Raw genomic sequence first — 19,383 nt, 5'->3', positions numbered from 1 at the left:
TCATGAGATCGTGTGGGTGGGTAAATGGCTGAACGATCTGGCGCCGGTGGCCGCCGCTTGGGTAGGAACTTCAACTACCAGGAGTGGGCCGCAGGTGGCTTCCGATTCGCTGAGCCGGATGCCGACCCGCAGGACGAGGAAGCCGACGACGCACCTCACTCGTGGCCGGGCCGAGCGGAGCGGGCCGAGATGCCACGGGTAGAAGGCACAGGGCAGGGGCAAGACGATATGTCTCAGCGTGAGGTTGACGACTCGTCGTACGACTACGACGACGTCCCCAACCGGTTCGACATCGACGGGTACGGCAGCGGGCTGTTCGGAGGCCCGGGTGCCGACCTGTTCGGTGCCCACGGCTTGCCCGACAGCGTGCCGGAACAGCTCCCCTACACGACCGGACCGCAGCCGGTCATCCGCCACGAGGAGAACCCCGCGGCGGAATCCGGGTCGCTGGTCCGCCCCTATACGCGGACCGGTGGCCGCACCCGGCCCGACTACGATCTCGCCATCGAGGCGCTGGTCTCGACCAGTGAGCGGGGCCTCGAGCGCGACGCGGCGGTGCTCCCCGAGCACCGGTCGATCTGCGGTCTGTGCACCGACACCAGGTCGGTGGCCGAGGTCGCCGCGCACCTGCGACTCCCGCTGGGCGTCGTGCGGGTACTGATCGGCGACATGGCGAGCATGGGTTTGGTTTTGATTCACCAGGGTGGCCTGGTCGTGGGGGACCGGCCGTCCATCGATTTCCTTGAGAGGGTGCTCAGTGGGCTTCGCAGGCTCTAGCCCCAACGCGGCCGAAGGCGCACGGAAGCCGACGACCTCCGCGAAGATCGTGGTGGCCGGTGGGTTCGGCGTTGGCAAGACGACGTTCGTCGGTTCCGTGTCCGAGATCGTCCCGCTGACCACCGAAGCGGTGATGACCGAGGCGAGCGCGGGGGTCGACGACCTCTCGGCGACGCCGAACAAGGTCACGACCACGGTGGCCATGGACTTCGGCCGGGTCTCCCTGGACCAGGACCTGATCCTGTACCTGTTCGGTACGCCGGGTCAGCACCGGTTCTGGTTCATGTGGGACGACCTGGTGCGTGGTGCCATCGGCGCCATCGTGCTGGTCGACACCCGCCGGTTGGCCGACGCGTTCGCGTCGATCGACTTCTTCGACGACCGGCAGCTGCCGTACGTCGTGGGTGTGAACTGCTTCGACGGGATGCTGCACCACCGCATCGAGGACGTGCGCGACGCGCTCACCATCGACCAGTCCGTGCCGATGGTGACCTGCGACGCCCGCAACCGGCAGTCGACCAAGCAGACCTTGATCACGCTGGTGGAGCACGCCATGCGCCAGTGGATGTCGGTGCGCGCCGGCTGATCCGGCCCTGGACGACCGGAAGGGCGGCCCCCTTGTGGGGAGCCGCCCTTCGGTTTACCGCACTGTTCCCATGATCCGGCAGGTTGTGCCCGCCGGTGGCTTTCGCGTGCTCAGCGGTTCGCGGCCGAGAAGGACGCGCCGTCGTCCGCGGGCTGGTCCTGGACCGGCTCGTCCTGGGCGGGCTGGTCGGTGGCGGGCTCGTCCGTCGAGGGCTTGTCCGTGGGCTCGTCGCTCGGCTGGTCGGCCGCGGGCTCGTCGGAGTCGTCGCCGCCGATATTGATCAGACCGAGCAGGCCGCCGTCGCCGCCACCGAGGTCGATGTCGAGGTCGATCAGGACGTCGCCGTCGAGGTCGAGCAGACCGCCGTCGCCGAGGTCGATGTCGATCAGGCCGTCGAGGTCGAGATCCAGGTCGATGTCGAGGTCGATCAGGATGTCGAGCAGGTCGTCGATGTCGATCTCGATGCCGCCGATGTAGATGTGGATGCCGTCGTCGTCGAGGATGTCGAGGACGACGTCTAGGTCGAGGTCGAGGTCGATCAGCGCGTCGATGTCCGCCAGCACGTCGGCGTCGACGACCGCGTCCACCACCACGTCCACATCGGCGTCCACCAGGTCCTCGAGCGCGTCCTCGAGGTCGACGAGCACGTCGAGGTCGACATCGGCCACCACGTCCGCGGCGACGTCGACGACCGCGTCCACGTCAGCGTCCACATCCGCGTCCACATCCGCGTCCACATCCGCGACGACGTCGGCCACGACATCGAGGTCGGCGTCCACGTCGGCGGTCACGTCCGCGGTCACGTCGGCCACCACGTCCACGACTGCGTCGGCCGGGGTCTCGGTGTCGACCGCGTCGGTCGCCTCGGCGACCTCGGGCACGATGTCGCCGACGGTGTCGGTGGCCTCGGAGACGGTGTCGGTCACCGTGTCCGCGATGGTCTGGCCGATGTCCGCGATCTCGTTCGCGGTGGTCGTCAGGTCGTCGAGGCCGAGCGGGTCGGCGGCGGTCGCGGGCGCATCATCGGCAGCGGACTGGTTGCCGTCCGTGGCCGTCGGGACGATCTCGCCGATGACGTCGAGGACCGGCTGGGCGATCGCCGAGTCCGTCGTGGTCGCCGGCTTCAGGGCGTCGGCAACGGGGTTGTCGATCGGTACGGCCCCGGCGGTGCCGGCGGAGAACGCCCAGGTCGCGGCGGCTGCCGCGATCGTGAGCACGCTCCTGCGGAGGATGGCCATGCGTTTGCTCCCTCGTGTGATAGGTCACGTCCGGAACGTCTGGACCGACGCTAGAGGGAAAATGGATCACTGCCGGGTGGACCGAATGCACTAACGATGGAACACGCAGTGTCACGAATCTTGGACCAACGCGGCGGAAGTGATGCGGTGAAGGGGGAATCTCCGCACTTCGCCGTAGCTGACGTCGACGCCTTCCAGTACGCCCCCGCCGACGTACCGGGGCGTGATCACCCGGCGGGCCGCCGTGCCGTGCCCGTCGACGAAGTCCACGAGCACGTCGAGACCGTCTCGGGCGGCCCGTTGCAGCAGGTCGAGCGTTGCCGACGGGCCCGCGCCCAGGTGGCCGGGCACCGCGATCCGGGCACCGCCGCTCGTCGTCGCCGCCCGGTCGCCCGCGCGCAGCAGCCGGACCAGCTCGCCGAGCTGCTCGTCCGACGGGGTGGCCGGCGGCACGGGCCGGCGGCGTCCCCGGCTCGCGATCCGGCGGCCCGGCGTGCGCAGGTCGAGCACCCGCCCGTCGGGTCCCTCGGCGGCCGGCGCGAACCCGGCCGCGCGCAGCCCGTCCAGCACATCGCCCAGCGGCAGCGGGCTGACCAGCACGGACGGCGCGATCCGACGCAGTCCCAGCGCGTCGGCCGCGTGGTGGGCGAGCACTTCGGCGACCAAGACCGGGTCGTCGCAGCGCAGGAACGACCCGGCCGCGCCGCCGCGCAGCCGCCCGTGCTTGCGCGCCGCGTCGTCGACCAGGTACGTCAGCGACTGCGGCACCGGCGTGCGGGACCGGGACGTGAACAGCTCGTGCAGGTCGGCGGCGGTGCGCCCGGCGTCGAACGCGCGCCGCACGGAATCCTCGGTCACCCGGTAGACGGTCGCGCCGCCGGCCGACTCGACGTCCGCGACCAGCGCGATCTCGTCGGCGAGGTCCGGGTCGAGGCGGCCGGGCGCGACCACGGTCAGGTCGGCCTGCACGAGCACGTGGTCCACGGGTGCCGGCAGCACGTCGGCGAGCCGCTTGGCCGCCGGTGCCGTGCCCTCGACGAGCAACGTCCGGCCCTGCGAGGTGAGCGCGTCGAGCGCGATCACGCCGACGGCCGTGCCCTCTTCGAGCGTCCAACGCACGAGTTCGTCGCGCAGTCGGCCGCCCCGGCGCGGCGCCCGCCACGCGAGCAGGGCGGCGAACGCGTCGACGTCGGGCACGGCGGTGCCGGGCGCGGGCAGGGCGAGCGCGTCGAGCACCCGCCGCCGGTCGCGGGGCGCGCCGGGCCGGTTCAGCTCGGGGGCCAGCGGGTTGAGCAGGCGGTCCCGCTCGTCCCGGCGCCCGATGAGACCCGGAAGGCGGGGCAGGTCGACCCAGGCGAGCGCCAACGTCGCCCACCGTTGCTCGGGCGACGCGGTCGACCAGGCATCCGCCTGGGTGGTGGGCACCCACTCGGGCTCGGCGCCCTCACTGTCCGCGACCAGACCTGCGTTGACGACAAGTTCGACGAGCAACGCGGCGCGCGTCTCGTCGGCCTTGAGGTCCTTGGCGAGCTTGCGCAGATCGCGCACGCCGACCCCGCCCGACCGCAGCACGGTCGGCGGCTCCTCGGACCACGCCGTGAGCAACGCGTCGACGTGCCGGCACAGCTCCAGCGCCGCGCCGCCACCGGTGCTGTCGACCGCGACCGGGTCGAGCGCGCGGGTGGGCAGCGGGGGTTCCGCGGTGGGGACCGCGCCCAACGGCCGGTCGCCGCGCACCGCGAGCCCGACCTCGCGCGGCAGTTCGACGGTCATCGCGTCCCGCCGCACGAGCAGGCCCCGGGCCAGCAGCTTCTGGATGGGGCTCGTCGCGTCGTCGAGTGCCACGACGTGCGCCGCGTCCCGCGTCTGCCCCACCGGCGGTCCGGCCGCGAGCGTCTCCAGCACCCGCAGTTCGTCGTCGCCGAGGCCGGCGAGGTCGGCGAGGTCGACGCCGGCCAGGCGGGGGACCGACCGTCCCAGGCCGCAGGGGAACGGGTTGACCGCGTCCCGGGTGGCCGGCGGCGTGGAGAGGTGGTCGTCGCCCCAGAGCAGGACGCGTCCCCGCAAGGTCTCCAGGGCGCCCGTGATGTCGACCGGGAAGAGCGCGGCGAGGGCGTCCCGGCCGACCGGGGCGAGATCGGCGTCCAGCACCAGCAGCGCTTCGAGCACCGTCAAGGTCAGCGTGTCGAGGTCCTCGCAGGCCCGTGACACGGAGGCACGGGAGCCGATCCGCGTGGCCAGGACGGTCGTGTCGGCCGGCGGCGGCGTCGCGAGATCGGGACGGGCGCGCAGCAACGCGACGAGCGCCCGGTCGTCAAGCGCCCGCAACCACTCCGCCAATGTGCTGCCGGACATCCTCACCACGGTATATGCCCACCCCCGCCCACCCCACCCCGCCCACACGCGAGTTATGCGTTCAGACACCGCGAAATGTGCGTTCGGGCACCCACGACCGGACGCGGTGATCGCTGTGATCCAGGTCGGAGGTCGGACCACTGCCCCATGAGGCACACTTGACCGCGAATCCGGCACCACCGAGGAGGAACCGTGGCCAAGGCCCGCCCCGAGCGCATCGACCCGCACTGGCCGGAGGCGCCCGCCGACCACAAGCACCCGGTCACCGAACTCACGAGCGACCGCCAGGGCGCGCTCTCCCCGTTCGGCACGACCGCCTTCCCGCTGCCCGTGGACCAGTTGGGTTACCACCACCCGACCACCGAGATCAACCGCTAGACCCCGGACGGACGCGCGCGGTGGCGAGCCGCGCGCGTTCCGCAACGGCCCGGGGGCTACGCTCGTCCCAGTACGTTCTGGGAGGTTCGATGCCGGTTCCCGGCCCTGGTTACTCCATCACCGTCCGCCTCGAGTCGCCGCCGTCGGCGAGCGCCGCGGGCGACCTGACCTCGGCGGTCGGTCGCGCGGGCGGGGTCATCACCGCGTTCGACGTGGTCGAGTCGCACGCCGACCGCGTGATCATCGACCTCACCTGCAACGCCCTGAGCGCCAACCACGCCAAGGACATCACCGACACCCTGGGCCAGCTCCCCGGGATCGTCGTGCGCAAGGTGTCCGACCGGACGTTCCTGGTGCACCTCGGCGGCAAGATCGAGATCTCCTCGAAGGTCCCGCTGCGCAACCGCGACGACCTGTCCCGCGCGTACACGCCCGGCGTCGCCCGCGTCTGCCAGGCCATCGCCGAGAACCCGGACGACGCGCGCCGGCTGACGATCAAGCGCAACACCGTCGCCGTGGTGACCGACGGCTCGGCCGTCCTGGGCCTGGGCAACCTCGGCCCGGCCGCCGCGCTCCCGGTCATGGAGGGCAAGGCCGCGCTGTTCAAGAAGTTCGCCGGCGTCGACGCGTGGCCGGTGTGCCTGGACACCCAGGACACCGAGGAGATCATCCGCGCGGTCGAGTTGATCGCCCCGGTCTACGGCGGCATCAACCTGGAGGACATCGCCGCGCCGCGCTGCTTCGAGATCGAGGCCCGGCTGCGCGACAAGCTCGACATCCCGGTCTTCCACGACGACCAGCACGGCACCGCGATCGTCGTGGTCGGCGCGCTGCGCAACGCCCTGCGCGTGGTCGGCAAGAAACCCGCCGACTGCAAGATCGTGGTCTGCGGCGTCGGCGCGGCCGGTTCGGCGATCATCCGCCTGCTGCTCAAGCAGGAGCCGGGCGACGTGGTCGCGGTCGACGTGGACGGCATCGTGCACCGCGACCGCCCCGGCCTGGACGACAACCTGCGGTCGATCGCGGCGGCGACCAACCGCGACAACGTCTCCGGCACGCTGCACGAGGCGCTGGTCGGCGCGGACGTGTTCATCGGCGTCTCCGCGCCCAACCTGCTCGGCGCCGAGCAGGTCGCGACGATGAACGAGAAGGCCATCGTGTTCGCGCTGGCCAACCCGGATCCGGAGATCGACCCGATGGAGGCGCAGAAGCACGCCGCCGTCGTGGCCACCGGGCGCAGCGACTTCCCCAACCAGATCAACAACGTGCTGGCGTTCCCGGGCGTGTTCCGGGGCCTGCTCGACGCCAACGCCAAGACGATCACCGACGCCATGCTGCTGGCCGCCGCGAACGCGATCGCGGACGTGGTGGACGGCGACCGGATCAACGCGTCGTTCATCGTGCCGAGCGTGTTCGACACGTCGGTGGCACCGGCCGTGGCCGAAGCCGTGCGGAAGGCCGCGACCGGCCAGTCCTAGCATCGGGGTCATGACCAAGCGGTTGACCCACCTCGACCACGCCGGTGCCGCGCACATGGTGGACGTGTCCGCGAAGGAACCGACCACGCGCACGGCCGTCGCGTCCGGCGTGCTGCGCACCAGCGCGGAGGTCGTGGCGCTGCTGCTCGCCGACGGCCTGCCCAAGGGCGACGCGCTGGCCACGGCCCGGATCGCCGGGATCATGGCGGCCAAGCGCACGTCGGACCTCGTGCCGCTGTGCCACCCGATCGCGCTGTCGAGCGTGCGCGTCGACCTGGAGCCGGGCGACGCCGAGGTCCGGATCACCGCGACCGTGCGGACGACCGACCGCACGGGCGTGGAGATGGAAGCGCTCACCGCGGTCGCGGTCGCGGGGCTGACGTTGCACGACATGGTCAAGGCGGTCGACCCGGCGGCGTCGTTGGACGAGGTCCGGGTCGAGCGGAAAGAGGGCGGCAAGACCGGGCTGTGGGTGCGGCCGTGAGGACCGCACGGGTGATCACGGCGTCGACGCGGGCCGCCGCCGGGGTGTACGCCGACCGCTCCGGGCCGATCGTCGTGGACTGGCTGCGCGGCCGGGGCTACGAGGTGCCGGACGCGGTCGTGGTCGCGGACGGCGACCCGGTCGAGGCGGCGTTGCGCGCGGCCGTGGCCGACGGCGTGCACGTGGTGATCACGACCGGCGGCACGGGCATCACGCCCACCGATCGCACGCCCGAGGCGACGGCCGCGGTCGTCGACTTCCCGATTCCCGGTATCGCGGACGCGATCCGCATGTCCGGTTGGCCGCGTATACCCACGTCGGTGTTGTCGCGCGGGATCGCCGGGGTGGCGGGCCGCACGCTGGTGGTGAACCTGCCCGGGTCGACGGGCGGGGTGCGCGACGGGTTGGAGATGCTCGGCACCGTGCTGGAGCACGCCGTGGACCAGGTGACCGGAGGTGACCACGCATGACCGAGATCCTGCTGGCGGCGGTCGGCGTCGAGCCGCTGTCGGTCGAGGAGCACGCCAAGCTCGTGGAGGACCGGGCGGCGGGCGCGGTTGTCACGTTCGCGGGCGTGGTGCGGGACCACGACCACGGCCGGTCGGTGGCGTCGCTGGAGTACGTGGGTCACCCGAGCGCGGCGGACGTGGTGGCCGAGGTGGTCGCGGACGTGGTGGCCGGGCGGTCCGGGGTGCGCGCGGTGGCCGTGTCGCACCGGGTCGGGCCGTTGGCGATCGGGGACGTGGCGCTGGCATGCGCGGTGGCGGCCGAGCACCGGGGCGAGGCGTTCGCCGTGTGCGCGGACCTGGTCGACGAGGTGAAGCGGCGGCTGCCGGTGTGGAAGCGCCAGGTGTTCACCGACGGCACGGACGAATGGGTCAACTGCCCCTGAGAGCCGCGAAACCCCCACCGCGGAGGGGATCGCGGTGGGGGAGCGCGTCGACGAGCGCTACTTCGTCTTGATCTTGTGACCCGGCATGATCAGGTCGGGGTTCGGGATGAACTCCTTGTTCAGCTCGACCAGCTTCTGCCAGCCGCCCTCGATCTTCAGCTCACCGGCGATCTTCGACAGGCTGTCGCCCGCCTTGATCTCGTAGTCGCCCTCGGGGTTCGTCGTCGGCAGGGCCACCACGACGGGGGCCGACTGCTGGACCGGGGGCTGGTACTGCTGCTGCTGCTGCTGCTGCTGCGCGGTCGGGGTCCGCGGCTGCTGCGGAGCCGGGGCCGGGCGCTGCTGCACCGGTGCGGACGCACCGCCGCCCAGGCCACGCGGGCCGCACACGGGCCACGCGCCGATGCCCTGGGTCTGCATCACGTTCTCCGCGACGCGGATCTGCTCCTCGCGGGACGCCAGGTGCGGCTGGCCGCTGCCGCCGTTCGCCGCCCACGTGCCGGGCGAGAACTGGAGACCGCCGTAGTAGCCGTTGCCGGTGTTGATGCTCCAGTTGCCGCCGCTCTCGCACGCCGCGACCGCGTCCCAGTTGACGCCGGAACCCTGTGCCTGGGCGGTGCCGGCGGCGAGCGCCAGCGGTGCGCCCACGATGACGCCGGCGACGGCGAACCTCGCGATGGTGCGCGTGGTGCCGGAGGTCGGGCGGTGCTTGCCTCGGTTCGAAGCCATTTGCCTCTCAGCCCACCACGCCTGCGTCGTCGGACCGGTCCTCGGTGACCGGGAAGCACCGCTCGCGTCCTGTCCGGTGGAGTTCTCTCGCTCGGGGTCGTGTCCCGGGGGCCGGTGGACAGGCACGGCGTTCGGCGTCCCGGGTCGTGCTCGTGGTCGGTTCGGGGCCGACCGATGAGCGACGGTACGTAACCGGGGAGTGCGCGCCAAACGGAAGCGGGTGTGATGCGCGTCACTGTAACACCAACGGGTACGGATTCGACCCGCGTGTTTAGCCAGCTCAAAGGCTCGTTATCGTCCCGTTTCCGTTCCGAGATCGATCGAAATAAATTACGGAAAGTGAGGTCTGGATCACCTCTTTCACCCCCTAGGGCGTCAGCCGCCGGCGAAGGGCGGTAGCACGTCCACGAGGGCGCCGGCGGGCACGACGACGGTCCGATCGCGCACCGCCATCCCATCGAGCAGAAAGCTCGACGCGTCCAGGACGCGGCCCAGCGCGGGGTCGTGCCGGCGGCGCACCGCGGCCACGACATCCGCCACTGTCGGGCGACCCGACAGCACGACCGGTTCGTCCGCGACACCCGCCGCCGCCCGTGCCCCGGCGAAGTACCGGACGGTCACCGTCACCGCCGCTTGGTCGGACATCTCAACCTCCGATGGCACTCATGGGCCGGTCCGGTTGGTGGAACCCCGGGTCGTCGATGCCGTGCCCGGCGGCCTTGGCCCACGCGTCGCCGCGCCACAGCCCGGCCAGCTCCGCGTCCGACGCGCCGCCGCGCAGCGCGGCCCGCAGGTCGGTCTCCGTCCGCCCGAACAGGCAGTTGCGCACCTGCCCGTCGGCGGTGAGCCGGGTCCGGTCGCAGGACGCGCAGAACGGCCTGGTCACGGACGCGATCACGCCCACGGTCGCGGGCCCGCCGTCGACCAGCCACCGCTCGGCCGGCGCGGCACCGCGCTCCTGGGGGTGCGCCGTCAACGAGAACGCGGTGCCCAGCGCGGCCAGGATCTCCCCGGCGGTCACCATCTCGCCCCGGTCCCACCCGTGCTGCGGGTCCAGCGGCATCTGCTCGATGAACCGCAGGTGGTAGCCGTTGTCCAGGCAGAACCGCAGCAGCGGGACCGCCTCGTCCTCGTTCACGCCGCGCATCAGCACGGAGTTGACCTTGACCGGCGCGAGCCCGGCCGCGTGCGCGGCGGCGAGCCCGGCGAGCACGTCGTCGAGCCGGTCGCGCCGGGTCAGGTCCCGGAACCGCGCGGGGTCGAGCGTGTCCAGCGAGACGTTCACGCGGTCGAGCCCGGCGGCCACGAGGCCGGCGGCACGTCGGGCGAGCGTCACGCCGTTGGTGGTCAACGAGAGGCGCGGGCGCGGCGTCAGCGCGGCCACCGCGGCGATCACGTCCTCCAGCCGGGGGCGCAGCAGCGGCTCGCCGCCGGTGAAGCGCACGTCGGTCACGCCGAGGTCGGTCACCGCGATCCGGATCAGCCGCACGAGTTCGTCGTCGGTGAGCAGGTCGGGCTTGGGCAGCCAGTCCAGCCCCTCGGCGGGCATGCAGTACGTGCAGCGCAGGTTGCACCGGTCGGTCAGGGACACCCTGAGGTCGGTGGCGTGGCGACCGAACCGGTCGACGAGCGCGGGGGTGTCGGGTCGGCCGGACAGGTCGGTCGCGGCGCGCACAACCGGTACACCCAGATCGACTGCTGTCACCCATACCAGGGTAATCGGCGCACGCCGGCGGGTGGTTCGGCAAGTGCGGAACGGCACCGTCCCGAAGACGAAGAGGACGGTGCCGGCCGAAGTCTCTTTCCGGCTAAATTGCTTGACATGACGAGCGAGCACGACGTCCCCGCCGAGGTGTTGGCACGGTTCGGCGCTTACGCGCGGGAGAGCAGCACGCTCACCATCCTGTTCCACAGTCGGGTCGCCGAGCAGATGGGACTGTCGCCGACGGACGAGAAGTGCCTTGACCTGGCGATGCGCGCGGAGGGGCCGATCACGGCCGGTCGGATCGCGGAGCTGTCGGGGCTGTCGACCGGCGCGGTGACCGGCGTGATCGACCGGTTGGAGCGCGCGGGTTACGTGCGGCGGGTGCGCGACCCGCACGACCGGCGCAAGGTGCTCGTCGAGGTCACGTTGGACGAGAGCCGCTTCCACCACCTGTTCGTGGGGGCGACGGACACGGTCCGGGAGGTGCTCGCCCAGTTCACCCCCGAGGAGCGCGAGGTGCTGGAGCGGTACAACCGGGCGATGATCGAGACCTTCCGGCGGCGGGTCGTCGACGCTTGACGCCGAGAGCACGCCCGACCCGGAGTATGTGCCCATGGTCTGGACCTATCTCATGGACATGGACGGCGTGCTCGTGCACGAGGAGCACCCGGTGCCGGGCGCGGGCGAGTTCGTCGCCGAGCTGACCGCGGCGGGCACCCCGTTCCTGCTGCTCACCAACAACTCGATCTACACACCCCGCGATCTGCGCGCCCGGCTCGCCCGCACCGGCCTGGAGGTGCCGGAGACCGCGATCTGGACGTCCGCCCTGGCCACGGCCCGGTTCCTGGCCGCCCAGCGGCCGGGCGGCTCGGCGTTCGTCATCGGTGAGGCCGGGCTGACCACCGCGCTGCACGAGGTCGGCTACGTGCTCACCGACCGCGACCCGGACTACGTCGTGCTCGGCGAGACCCGCACCTACAGCTTCACGGCCATCACGCGTGCCATCCGCCTGGTCGAGGAGGGCGCGAAGTTCATCGCCACGAACCCGGACGCGACCGGGCCGTCCCGCGAGGGCTCGCTGCCCGCGACCGGGTCCGTCGCCGCGCTGATCGAACGTGCCACCGGCCGCGAGCCGTATTACGTCGGCAAGCCCAACCCGCTGATGATGCGGTCCGCACTGCGGGCGTTGGGCGCGCACTCCGAGAACACGCTGATGATCGGCGACCGGATGGACACCGACGTGCGCAGCGGCCTGGAGGCCGGTCTGCGCACGATCCTCGTGCTCAGCGGCATCTCCGACCGGTCGACCGCCGAGCGCTACCCGTACCGGCCCACGCGCGTGATCGACTCGATCGCGGACCTCGTCGGCCACTCTTCCGAGCCGTTCCCGGCCTGAGATCTCCGGCCGTCCTCGCTACCGTCGAACGACATGGGCCCCAACCACGTCGAGGCAGTGGAGAGGTACGGCGCCGCGTTCACCGAGGCGGCGACCGGGAACCCGGGCGTGCCCGTACCCGCCTGTCCGGGGTGGACGGTCGAGGACCTGGCCGCCCACCTGGCCGCCGTCCAGGGCAGGTGGGCGGTCGTGCTGGACGCCCGGGGCGAGCCCCCGGACCCGGAGGACCTGCGTCGGGCCGCCGAAACCGGCCCCGACCGGCTCGCCGGGTGGCGCGAGGCCCACGCGCGCTACCTGGCCGCGCAACGGGACTGCCCGGCCTACGTCAAGGTCCCCGTGTGGTGGACCGAGGAGGGCCGGGACACGGCCGCGGCCGTCGCGGAACGACAGGCGCACGAGGTCGTCGTGCACTGCTGGGACGCGTGGCAGGCGGTCGGCGCGGCACGGTCGGTGCCCGCGGACCTCGCGGCGGACGGCGTCACCGAGTTCCTCCGCCGCTTCCTGACCGGCCCGGACTGGCCGCACGGCCCGCTGACCGTCCGGCTGCGCGCCACCGACACCGACGACGAGTGGCTGGTCGCGACCGACGGCACGGCCCGGCCGCGCCTGGTGACCGGGAACGCGCCCGGCCTGGCCACGCTGACCGGCACGGCCGAGGAGCTGTACCTGGTGCTGTGGCGCCGGCTGCCACTCGACCGGGTCGACCCGACGGGGCCGGCCGCCGGGTTCGTGGCGTGGCCGGACCTCACGTGAACCACCCGCGCGGGTCTGCGACGTCCTGATCCGCGTTCGTGGTCGCGCTCTCACCCACGGTGACGGGGGTGGTGGCGATCTACGCGCCGACGCTCCCGGTCGCCTATCGTCGAAGTGTGGAACGACCGCTCTTCGTGGTCGGCGACGTGCATGGGCACCTCGCCGAGCTGACCCGCGCCCTGCACGCCTCGGCCCTCGTCGACCCCGAGGGCTCGTGGACGGGCGGCGATGCCGAGCTGTGGTTCCTCGGCGACTTCGTCGACCGCGGCCCGGACGGCATCGGCGTGATCGAGTTCGTCATGCGCCTGTCCGCGCAGGCCGCCGAGGCGGGCGGGCACGTCGACGCGCTCGTCGGCAACCACGAGGTCCTGCTGCTGGGCATGCACCGCTTCGGCGACGAGAACGTGCCCAACGCGCCCACGCCGCGCAGCTTCGCCCGCAGCTGGCTGCTCAACGGCGGTCTGCGCAGCGACCAGGACCGGCTCACCCCGGCGCACATCGACTGGCTGACCAGCCGCGACGTGCTCAAGCTCGTGGACGGCCACCTGCTCATGCACTCCGACACCCTCGCCTACCTGGAGTGGGGCGGGACGATCGACGCGGTGAACAAGGCCGTGCGCGCCGTGCTCACCGGCGACGACCTCGAACACTGGTGGGAGTGCTGGCGCAAGATGACGACCCGGTACGCCTTCCGCGGCCCCGACGGCGCCGACACCGCCGCCGAGGTGCTCGCGTCCCTGGGCGGCTTCGAGGTCGTGCACGGGCACAGCGTCATCGCCGACCAGTTGGGCGTCACGCCGGACCGCATCGACGGCCCGCTGCGCTACGCCGACGGCAAGGTCCTGGCCATCGACGCGGGTCTCTACAGCGGCGGGCCGTGCCTCGTGGTCCGGCTCGACGAACAGGACTAGGGCAGGTCGACGATCTGCTTGCCCAGCGGCATCAGCGACAGCGGCACCATCTTGAAGTTGGCCACGCCCAGCGGGATGCCGATGATCGTCAGGCACAGCAGCGCACCCGTGACCAGGTGGCCCAGCGCCAGCCAGATCCCGGCCACCAGCAGCCAGATCACGTTGCCCACCACCGACGGCGCCCCGGCGCCCGGCCGGTCGACGACGGTCCGGCCGAACGGCCACAGGGCGTAGTTCGCGATCCGGAACGCGGCCCGGCCCCACGGGATCGTCACGATCAGCACGAAGCACAGCAGCCCGGTCAGCACGTACCCGACGGCCAGCCAGAAGCCGCTGAGCACCAACCACAGGACGTTCAGGATGAACCTCACGCGGTCCATCCTGCCCGATCACCCGGCGACGGTCAGCCACACCAGCGCGCCGTTGAGCGTGATCACCGCCGCCGCGACCACCCAGGCCGCCGCGGTCACCACGCGGTGGTTGACCCACTCGCCGACCACGGATCGCCGTGAGGTCAACAACACCAGCGGCACCAGCGCGAACGGGATGCCGAACGACAGCACCACCTGCGACAACACCAACGCCCAAGTCGGGTCCACGCCGGACGCGAGCACGACGAGCGCGGGCACCAGCGTGATCAGCCGACGTGTCGACAGGGGCACGCGCACCCGCAGCAACCCGTCCAGCACGACCGCGCCCGAGTAGCAGCCGACGGCGGTGGAGGCGAAGCCGGAGGCCAGCAGGCCGACGGCGAACAGGATCGCGATCCCGCCGCCGAGTTCCGCGCCGATCGCCGCGTGCACGCCGTCGAGGCCGTCCACGTCCGGGCGTCCGCGCAACGCCGACGCGGCGAGCAGCACCATGGCCAGGTTCACCGCGCCCGCCAGCACCATGGCCACCACGACGTCCACCCGGGTGGATCCGAGCAGGTGCGGCGCCCGACCGTGGCGGTCGCGCACCAGTGCCGAGTGCAGGTACACGGCGTGCGGCATGACGGTCGCGCCGAGCATCCCGGCGGCGAGCAGCACGCTGTCCGCGTCGGCGAAGCGGGGCACCAGGCCGGCGACTGCCTCGCCCGCGTCCGGCGGCGACACCAGTAGTCCGGCGGCGAAGCCGACGGCGATCACCAGGAGCAGGGTCGTGATCACCCGTTCGAATGGTCGTTGCCCGCGTTTGTCCTGCACCAGCAGCAAAGCCGTGGACACCACACCGGTGATCAGCCCGCCGACGAGCAGCGGCAGGTCGAACAGCAGCCGCAACGCGATCGCGCCGCCCAGCACCTCGGCCAGGTCGGTGGCCATGGCGACGACCTCGGCCTGCGCCCAGTACGCCAGGCGGGCCGGGCGGGGCAGCCGGTCGCGGACGAGTTCGGGCAGCGTCCGCCCGGTCACCAGGCCGAGCTTGGCGGACAGGTACTGCACGAGGCCCGCCATCACGTTGGCGCCGACCAGTACCCAGACCAGCAGGTAGCCGTAGCGGGCGCCGGCGGCGGTGTTGGTCGCCACGTTGCCGGGGTCGACGTAGGCGATCGCGGCGACGAAGGCCGGACCGAGCAGCATCGCGCCCGTCCGGACGCGTTCCAGGACGGTCACGTCCGGCCATGTTGCCACAGAGTGGCAACATGGCCGGGCCGGAGTGGTCCGGATAGGCGGCGGCTTGCGCGAGGAACGGGTCGGACCGGCGGCGGTCAGCCGATCAACGACACCGTGACCTCCACCACCGACTCCACGCCGCACGTGGCCGGCGTCAGCAGGTGGCTGATCGCGATCCGCACGGCCGTGTCCGCGACCAACGCGGTCCGCTCCGGCGTGAGCAGCGGCCAGTGCTCCCGGACGTGCGCGGCGACGGCGGCCGTCGCCAGGTCGAGCACCGGACGCCCCCGCGTGGTCAGCATCGGCAGCATGTCCTCGGCGTGCGCGCCGCCGAGCACCGACCGGGCCAGCGGGTCCGACGCCGCCAGGTCGAACGCGAACCCGAACCCCGCGCGCAGTCCGTCCACCGGGTCGGCGCACCCGGCCATCCGCTCGCGCAACCCGTCGACGAACTCGGCGGTCTTGTGCAGCGCCACGGCCTGCACGAGACGTCCCTTGTTGCGGAACTCGTTGTAGACGGTCTGCCGGCTCACCCCCGCCTTGGTGGCCACGTCCGCCATCCGCAGACCACGTGCCCCGTGCGCGGCGATCAACCCGGCCGCGGCGTCGAGCATCGAACGGGTGAGGTCCGTCACGAGGGGAAGCTTGGCACGGAATGGGAATCCCCCCACCGCATCGGGTGGGGTTCTACTGTGACCGGTGTGCCGCTGACGGTGGGCTTCGACCTCGACATGACGTTGATCGACCCCAGAGCGGGCATGGCGGCCGTCATGGACGCCGTGGCGGCCGAGTCCGGGTACCCGCTCGACGGCGCGCACTTCGCCGCCAACCTCGGCCCGCCGCTGGACCTGGTCTACCGGGACCAGGGCGTGCCCGAGGTCGACATCCCCGCGCTGGTCGCCCGGTTCCGCGCGCTCTACCCGGAGATCGTGATCCCGTCCACGGTCGCGCTGCCCGGTGCCGCCGACGCGCTCGCGGCCGTGCGCGAACTGGGCGCACGCACCGTCGTGGTCACCGGCAAGTACCGGGTGAACGCCGCGCTGCACCTGGCCGCGTTCGACTGGCGGGTCGACCATCTGGTCGGCGAGGTCTGGTCCACGGGCAAGGGCGAGGCGTTGCGCACGTTCGGCGCCGCGGTCTACGTCGGCGACCACGTGGGCGACGTGCGCGGTGCCAAGGCCGCCGACGCCGTGTCGGTCGGCGTGGTGAGCGGGCCGTGCACGGCGCGGGAACTCGCCGACGAGGGCGCGGACGTCGTGCTCGCCGACCTCACGGCCTTCCCGGAGTGGTTGCGCGCCAACGCCGACCGCCTCAGCGCCGTCGGGAACCGCGCACCGCGCTGAACACGCCGACGGCGAGCCCGGCCGGCGCGAGCAGCCAGCCCGCCGCGAACACCCACGCGGGCAGCCCGTCCGCACCCGCGACGAACATCGCGACGATGGCCGCCACACCCAGCGTGAACAGGGCGACAGCCGTCGGCAGGGCCTTCGAGGTGGTCATGCGGGTGAGACTAGTCGCGCGATCGGTGGTGCCCCGGCGGAGGTGACTTGGCTAATCTGGTGAGACGCGTCTCGGGCACGCCTGGGGCGCGTTCGTCGTGTGGACGCAGAGGATTGGTGAGCGAAGTGCCGACCGGCAAGGTCAAGTGGTACGACTCCGAGAAGGGCTTCGGGTTCGTCACCCAGGACGGTGGCGAGGACGTGTACGTCCGGAAGTCCGCGCTGCCCCCGGGAGTCGAGGCCCTCAAAGCCGGTCAGCGGATCGAGTTCGGCATGGCGGAAGGGCGGCGGGGTCCGCAGGCGCTGTCCGTGCGCCTGATCGACCCGGCGCCGTCGGTGGTGGAGGCCCGCCGTCGGCCCGCCGAGGAACTGCACGGCCTGGTGGACGACATGATCAAGCTGCTGGAGCTGAAGGTCCAGCCGGAACTGCGCCGGGGGCGCTACCCCGACCGCAAGAACGTCAAGCTGATCGCCGAGGTCGTCCGCGCCGTGGCCCGGGAGCTGGACCCGTAGGTCAGCCCCGGTCGTCGACCGACAGCACCCACGTCGCCCGCGCGACGAACTCGATGCCCAAGGCGCTGCTCTCGATCCGCTTGCCGTACTGCTGGATCTCCACGCTTTCCAGCTGGTCGCCGGCCGAGGGCAGCGTCAGGGTGTACGCGTGCCGCGGGTCGGCCGCGGTGAAAACCTTGCTGCGCAACGGTTCCTGCCGGACGCCGGACGCGTTCCGGTAGGTGAAGTTCACCGCCCACGCGCTGTCCGCGATCTCGCCGGGCACCGAGATCTGCACCGGCTTGCCGGGCCGCACGCGCAGCACCCCGGCGGCCCGCGGGTCGACGGCGCAGTTCTCGGAGGCGATGTCGCAGTACTGCGTCGGCGGGACCTCGATGGCGTGGCCGTCGGCGTAGAACGTCACCGTCGGGTGCGCGGGTGCGGCGCACCCGGCGAGCACGGTCGCGGACAGGGCCAGCAGCGGGAACGTCACTCGGCGCACGGGTGCGAGCCTACGGTGCGGCCGGCGTGGGCCGGAGCGGGCGGTCGCCGCCGAGGCCGGGCAGCAGCGACGTGCCCCGCCGGGTGGCGATCGTCTGCGCGAGGCCGACGGCCAGCAGCCCCGACAGCACGGTGAAGCCGATCCAGTACTCGGTGGGCAGCAGGACGCCCAACGCGCCGCCGAACACCCAGGCGAGCTGCAACACCGTCTCGGACCGGCCGAACGCCGAGGCCCGCGACTCCTCCGGCAGGTCGTCCTGCACCACGGCGTCCAGGCTGATCTTGGCCAGCGAACTCGCGGCGGCACCGACCAGGCCGACGATCGCGGCGGTGCCGAGTCCGGGCAGGATCGCGGCCACGACCACGGCCGCCAGTGCGGCGCCCGCGCACCACACCACGACCTGGTCCGGTGCGCCGACGTGGATCCGCGCGCCGACGGCGTTGCCCAGGAAACTGCCGATCCCGGCCGCACCGGCGATGACGCCGAGCAGCAGCACCTGGAGGACCGGTTCGCCCTCGGTCTGCGCGCGGACGACGAACGCCGAGAACAGCATCAGGAAACCGGTCAGCATCCGGATCGACCCGTTGCCCCACAGGGCGACCACGACGGTCCGGCCGAGCACCTGCCGCGGCCGTTTCGTGCGGGCCCGCAACGAGGTGGGCACCTCGCCGTCCGCGACCTCGACCCACGGCGGCATCCGCAGGCAGAGCCACGCGTTGGCCAGGCACAACACCGCCGTGAACCACAGCGCGCCGGGCGAACCGAACACCTTCGCGCACCCGGCCGCGACCGCGCCGAAGACGCCGCCGGCGGCGAGGCCGAACACCGTCATCCGGGCGTTGACCTTGGCCAACGTGATGCCGGGCGGCACCACGCGCGGCGTCATGGCGGCCTTGAGCACCGTGAACGACTTCGACAGGACCATCGATCCCAGCGCGGCCGGGTACAAACCCCACCCGTCGAAGTCCACGGCCATCACGATCGACAGGAAGATCCGCAGCACGCACGAGGCGGCCAACGCCGCCCGCCGGCCCTGCCGCAGCCGGTCGAGCGCGGGGCCGATCACCGGGGCGACGAGCGCGAACGGCGCGACCGTGACCAGCAGGTAGAGCGCGACCCGGCCCTGGCTCTCGCCGGTGGCGGCCGAGAAGAACAGCGTGTTGGCGAGTGCGACGGCCATGGCGGCGTCGGCCGCGTAGTTGAGCATGACGGCGTAGGTCAACGCGGACTGGCCGGACCGCTGCGCGCCGTCGGCGTGCGCCGCCCGCCGGAACGCCGCCCAGGCCCGGCCCGTGAGCTGCCGGACCCGCCACACCGCGACCCGCGTGACCGTGATCTTGCGCGGCGGCGCGGCCGGCGGTGGCGGCGGCGGCGCCTGCTCGGCCGGGACGACCGGGTACGACCGCGCCCGCGGCCGGTACTCGTCGTCCTCCCAGGGGTACCGGCGCGGCGGTTGGTCCGGTGTCACACCCCGATCCTGCCTCACGGCCGGATGGACCAGAATCCCCCTCGTCCGGATGCCGGAACCGCTCGCGGCGGCAGGTCGGGGCCGTCCTGCCGTGCCCACTCCCGACGTCCACGCCGCCGGAAGCGCCCGCGGTGGCTGCCCGAGGCGG

The 19,383-nt window shown here is 72.4% G+C and carries 22 protein-coding genes and 1 pseudogene; 12 read left to right on the top strand and 11 right to left on the bottom strand.

Features of this window, described 5'->3' with window-relative positions; genetic code table 11:
- The first annotated feature begins 24 nt into the window (after positions 1-24).
- Positions 25-777 carry a DUF742 domain-containing protein gene (locus F4559_RS30285; protein WP_184674513.1) on the top strand — a complete coding sequence of 251 codons (753 nt, stop codon included), beginning with the start codon at positions 25-27 and terminating at the stop codon, positions 775-777.
- The gene (locus tag F4559_RS30280; protein WP_184674512.1) at positions 758-1,363 is read left to right on the top strand and encodes a GTP-binding protein; all 606 of its coding nucleotides are present in this window, start codon (positions 758-760) and stop codon (positions 1,361-1,363) included. Before F4559_RS30285 ends, F4559_RS30280 begins: the two co-directional genes overlap by 20 nt.
- Before the next feature lie 110 nt (positions 1,364-1,473).
- On the opposite strand, the gene F4559_RS30275 is transcribed toward F4559_RS30280, so the two are convergent.
- Both F4559_RS30275 and F4559_RS30270 read right to left on the bottom strand, forming a co-directional pair.
- Positions 1,474-2,601: a hypothetical protein gene (locus tag F4559_RS30275; RefSeq protein WP_184674511.1), complete on the bottom strand. Its 1,128-nt coding sequence runs from the start codon at positions 2,599-2,601 to the stop codon at positions 1,474-1,476.
- Between the two features lie 111 nt (positions 2,602-2,712).
- A complete protein-coding gene (locus F4559_RS30270) occupies positions 2,713-4,956 on the bottom strand; it encodes a helicase-associated domain-containing protein (protein WP_184674510.1) in 2,244 nt (747 codons plus the stop codon).
- Between the two features lie 192 nt (positions 4,957-5,148).
- On the opposite strand from F4559_RS30270, the gene F4559_RS30265 reads away from it, so the two are divergent.
- From F4559_RS30265 to F4559_RS36145, 4 genes and pseudogenes are all read left to right on the top strand, one after another.
- Positions 5,149-5,334 (top strand): hypothetical protein, encoded by a 186-nt coding sequence (locus F4559_RS30265; protein WP_184674509.1) that lies wholly within the window; start codon positions 5,149-5,151, stop codon positions 5,332-5,334.
- Between the two features lie 89 nt (positions 5,335-5,423).
- Entirely contained in the window at positions 5,424-6,812 is a 1,389-nt protein-coding gene (locus F4559_RS30260; RefSeq protein ID WP_184674508.1) for an NAD-dependent malic enzyme, read from the top strand.
- Between the two features lie 10 nt (positions 6,813-6,822).
- Positions 6,823-7,296 (top strand): cyclic pyranopterin monophosphate synthase MoaC, encoded by a 474-nt coding sequence (moaC, locus tag F4559_RS30255; protein WP_184674507.1) that lies wholly within the window; start codon positions 6,823-6,825, stop codon positions 7,294-7,296.
- Positions 7,297-7,307: 11 nt separating this feature from the next.
- Positions 7,308-8,188, top strand: a pseudogene (locus F4559_RS36145) (molybdenum cofactor biosynthesis protein MoaE).
- A 57-nt stretch (positions 8,189-8,245) separates the two neighbouring features.
- Here the strand turns inward: F4559_RS36145 and F4559_RS30240 are convergent.
- From F4559_RS30240 to moaA, 3 genes are all read right to left on the bottom strand, one after another.
- Complete coding sequence (locus F4559_RS30240; protein WP_184674504.1) at positions 8,246-8,917, bottom strand: LysM peptidoglycan-binding domain-containing protein; 672 nt, start codon at positions 8,915-8,917, stop codon at positions 8,246-8,248.
- A gap of 375 nt (positions 8,918-9,292) precedes the next feature.
- Positions 9,293-9,562 (bottom strand): MoaD/ThiS family protein, encoded by a 270-nt coding sequence (locus tag F4559_RS30235; RefSeq protein WP_184674503.1) that lies wholly within the window; start codon positions 9,560-9,562, stop codon positions 9,293-9,295.
- A 1-nt stretch (position 9,563) separates the two neighbouring features.
- On the bottom strand, positions 9,564-10,622 hold the full coding sequence (gene moaA, locus F4559_RS30230; RefSeq protein WP_376774681.1) for a GTP 3',8-cyclase MoaA: 1,059 nt from the start codon (positions 10,620-10,622) through the stop codon (positions 9,564-9,566).
- 117 nt (positions 10,623-10,739) lie between these two features.
- Here moaA and F4559_RS30225 point away from each other — a divergent pair, with 117 nt between their 5' ends.
- From F4559_RS30225 to F4559_RS30210, 4 genes are all read left to right on the top strand, one after another.
- A complete protein-coding gene (locus tag F4559_RS30225) occupies positions 10,740-11,201 on the top strand; it encodes a MarR family winged helix-turn-helix transcriptional regulator (protein WP_184674502.1) in 462 nt (153 codons plus the stop codon).
- 34 nt (positions 11,202-11,235) lie between these two features.
- Positions 11,236-12,018 carry an HAD-IIA family hydrolase gene (locus F4559_RS30220; protein WP_184674501.1) on the top strand — a complete coding sequence of 261 codons (783 nt, stop codon included), beginning with the start codon at positions 11,236-11,238 and terminating at the stop codon, positions 12,016-12,018.
- Between the two features lie 33 nt (positions 12,019-12,051).
- Entirely contained in the window at positions 12,052-12,771 is a 720-nt protein-coding gene (locus F4559_RS30215) for a maleylpyruvate isomerase family mycothiol-dependent enzyme (RefSeq protein ID WP_184674500.1), read from the top strand.
- 116 nt (positions 12,772-12,887) lie between these two features.
- Entirely contained in the window at positions 12,888-13,682 is a 795-nt protein-coding gene (locus F4559_RS30210) for a metallophosphoesterase (RefSeq protein ID WP_184674499.1), read from the top strand.
- Here F4559_RS30210 and F4559_RS30205 read toward each other — a convergent pair.
- The 3 genes from F4559_RS30205 to F4559_RS30195 all read right to left on the bottom strand — a co-directional run bounded on the left by F4559_RS30205 (position 13,679) and on the right by F4559_RS30195 (position 15,909).
- Positions 13,679-14,053: a YccF domain-containing protein gene (locus F4559_RS30205; protein ID WP_184674498.1), complete on the bottom strand. Its 375-nt coding sequence runs from the start codon at positions 14,051-14,053 to the stop codon at positions 13,679-13,681. The two genes, F4559_RS30210 and F4559_RS30205, sit on opposite strands and share 4 nt — an antisense overlap.
- A gap of 18 nt (positions 14,054-14,071) precedes the next feature.
- A complete protein-coding gene (locus F4559_RS30200) occupies positions 14,072-15,274 on the bottom strand; it encodes an Nramp family divalent metal transporter (protein ID WP_184674497.1) in 1,203 nt (400 codons plus the stop codon).
- Between the two features lie 95 nt (positions 15,275-15,369).
- A complete protein-coding gene (locus F4559_RS30195) occupies positions 15,370-15,909 on the bottom strand; it encodes a TetR/AcrR family transcriptional regulator (RefSeq protein ID WP_184674496.1) in 540 nt (179 codons plus the stop codon).
- Between the two features lie 66 nt (positions 15,910-15,975).
- Between F4559_RS30195 and F4559_RS30190 the strand changes: the two genes are divergently transcribed.
- A complete protein-coding gene (locus F4559_RS30190) occupies positions 15,976-16,617 on the top strand; it encodes an HAD family hydrolase (protein ID WP_184674495.1) in 642 nt (213 codons plus the stop codon).
- On the opposite strand, the gene F4559_RS30185 is transcribed toward F4559_RS30190, so the two are convergent.
- Complete coding sequence (locus tag F4559_RS30185; protein ID WP_184674494.1) at positions 16,586-16,774, bottom strand: hypothetical protein; 189 nt, start codon at positions 16,772-16,774, stop codon at positions 16,586-16,588. The two genes, F4559_RS30190 and F4559_RS30185, sit on opposite strands and share 32 nt — an antisense overlap.
- Before the next feature lie 125 nt (positions 16,775-16,899).
- Here F4559_RS30185 and F4559_RS36140 point away from each other — a divergent pair, with 125 nt between their 5' ends.
- Entirely contained in the window at positions 16,900-17,286 is a 387-nt protein-coding gene (locus F4559_RS36140) for a cold-shock protein (protein ID WP_184676376.1), read from the top strand.
- A gap of 1 nt (position 17,287) precedes the next feature.
- Here the strand turns inward: F4559_RS36140 and F4559_RS30175 are convergent, their stop codons facing one another.
- Both F4559_RS30175 and F4559_RS30170 read right to left on the bottom strand, forming a co-directional pair.
- On the bottom strand, positions 17,288-17,767 hold the full coding sequence (locus F4559_RS30175; RefSeq protein WP_184674493.1) for a DUF2771 family protein: 480 nt from the start codon (positions 17,765-17,767) through the stop codon (positions 17,288-17,290).
- Between the two features lie 10 nt (positions 17,768-17,777).
- Positions 17,778-19,334 carry an MFS transporter gene (locus tag F4559_RS30170; RefSeq protein WP_184674492.1) on the bottom strand — a complete coding sequence of 519 codons (1,557 nt, stop codon included), beginning with the start codon at positions 19,332-19,334 and terminating at the stop codon, positions 17,778-17,780.
- Positions 19,335-19,383: the final 49 nt, after the last annotated feature.

The organism is Saccharothrix violaceirubra, from assembly GCF_014203755.1.
Taxonomy (GTDB): Bacteria; Actinomycetota; Actinomycetes; order Mycobacteriales; family Pseudonocardiaceae; genus Actinosynnema; species Actinosynnema violaceirubrum.
This window is presented reverse-complemented; position numbering and strand designations above follow the sequence as displayed.

What these genes read in the sequence shown, in the direction of transcription:
- F4559_RS30285 (WP_184674513.1), top strand. Translation starts at nt 25, where the DNA reads ATGGCTGAACGATCTGGCGCCGGTGGCCGCCGCTTGGGTAGGAACTTC.
- F4559_RS30275 (WP_184674511.1), bottom strand. Translation starts at nt 2,601, where the DNA reads ATGGCCATCCTCCGCAGGAGCGTGCTCACGATCGCGGCAGCCGCCGCG.
- F4559_RS30270 (WP_184674510.1), bottom strand. Translation starts at nt 4,956, where the DNA reads ATGTCCGGCAGCACATTGGCGGAGTGGTTGCGGGCGCTTGACGACCGG.
- F4559_RS30260 (WP_184674508.1), top strand. Translation starts at nt 5,424, where the DNA reads ATGCCGGTTCCCGGCCCTGGTTACTCCATCACCGTCCGCCTCGAGTCG.
- moaC (WP_184674507.1), top strand. Translation starts at nt 6,823, where the DNA reads ATGACCAAGCGGTTGACCCACCTCGACCACGCCGGTGCCGCGCACATG.
- F4559_RS30240 (WP_184674504.1), bottom strand. Translation starts at nt 8,917, where the DNA reads ATGGCTTCGAACCGAGGCAAGCACCGCCCGACCTCCGGCACCACGCGC.
- F4559_RS30235 (WP_184674503.1), bottom strand. Translation starts at nt 9,562, where the DNA reads ATGTCCGACCAAGCGGCGGTGACGGTGACCGTCCGGTACTTCGCCGGG.
- F4559_RS30225 (WP_184674502.1), top strand. Translation starts at nt 10,740, where the DNA reads ATGACGAGCGAGCACGACGTCCCCGCCGAGGTGTTGGCACGGTTCGGC.
- F4559_RS30220 (WP_184674501.1), top strand. Translation starts at nt 11,236, where the DNA reads ATGGTCTGGACCTATCTCATGGACATGGACGGCGTGCTCGTGCACGAG.
- F4559_RS30215 (WP_184674500.1), top strand. Translation starts at nt 12,052, where the DNA reads ATGGGCCCCAACCACGTCGAGGCAGTGGAGAGGTACGGCGCCGCGTTC.
- F4559_RS30185 (WP_184674494.1), bottom strand. Translation starts at nt 16,774, where the DNA reads ATGACCACCTCGAAGGCCCTGCCGACGGCTGTCGCCCTGTTCACGCTG.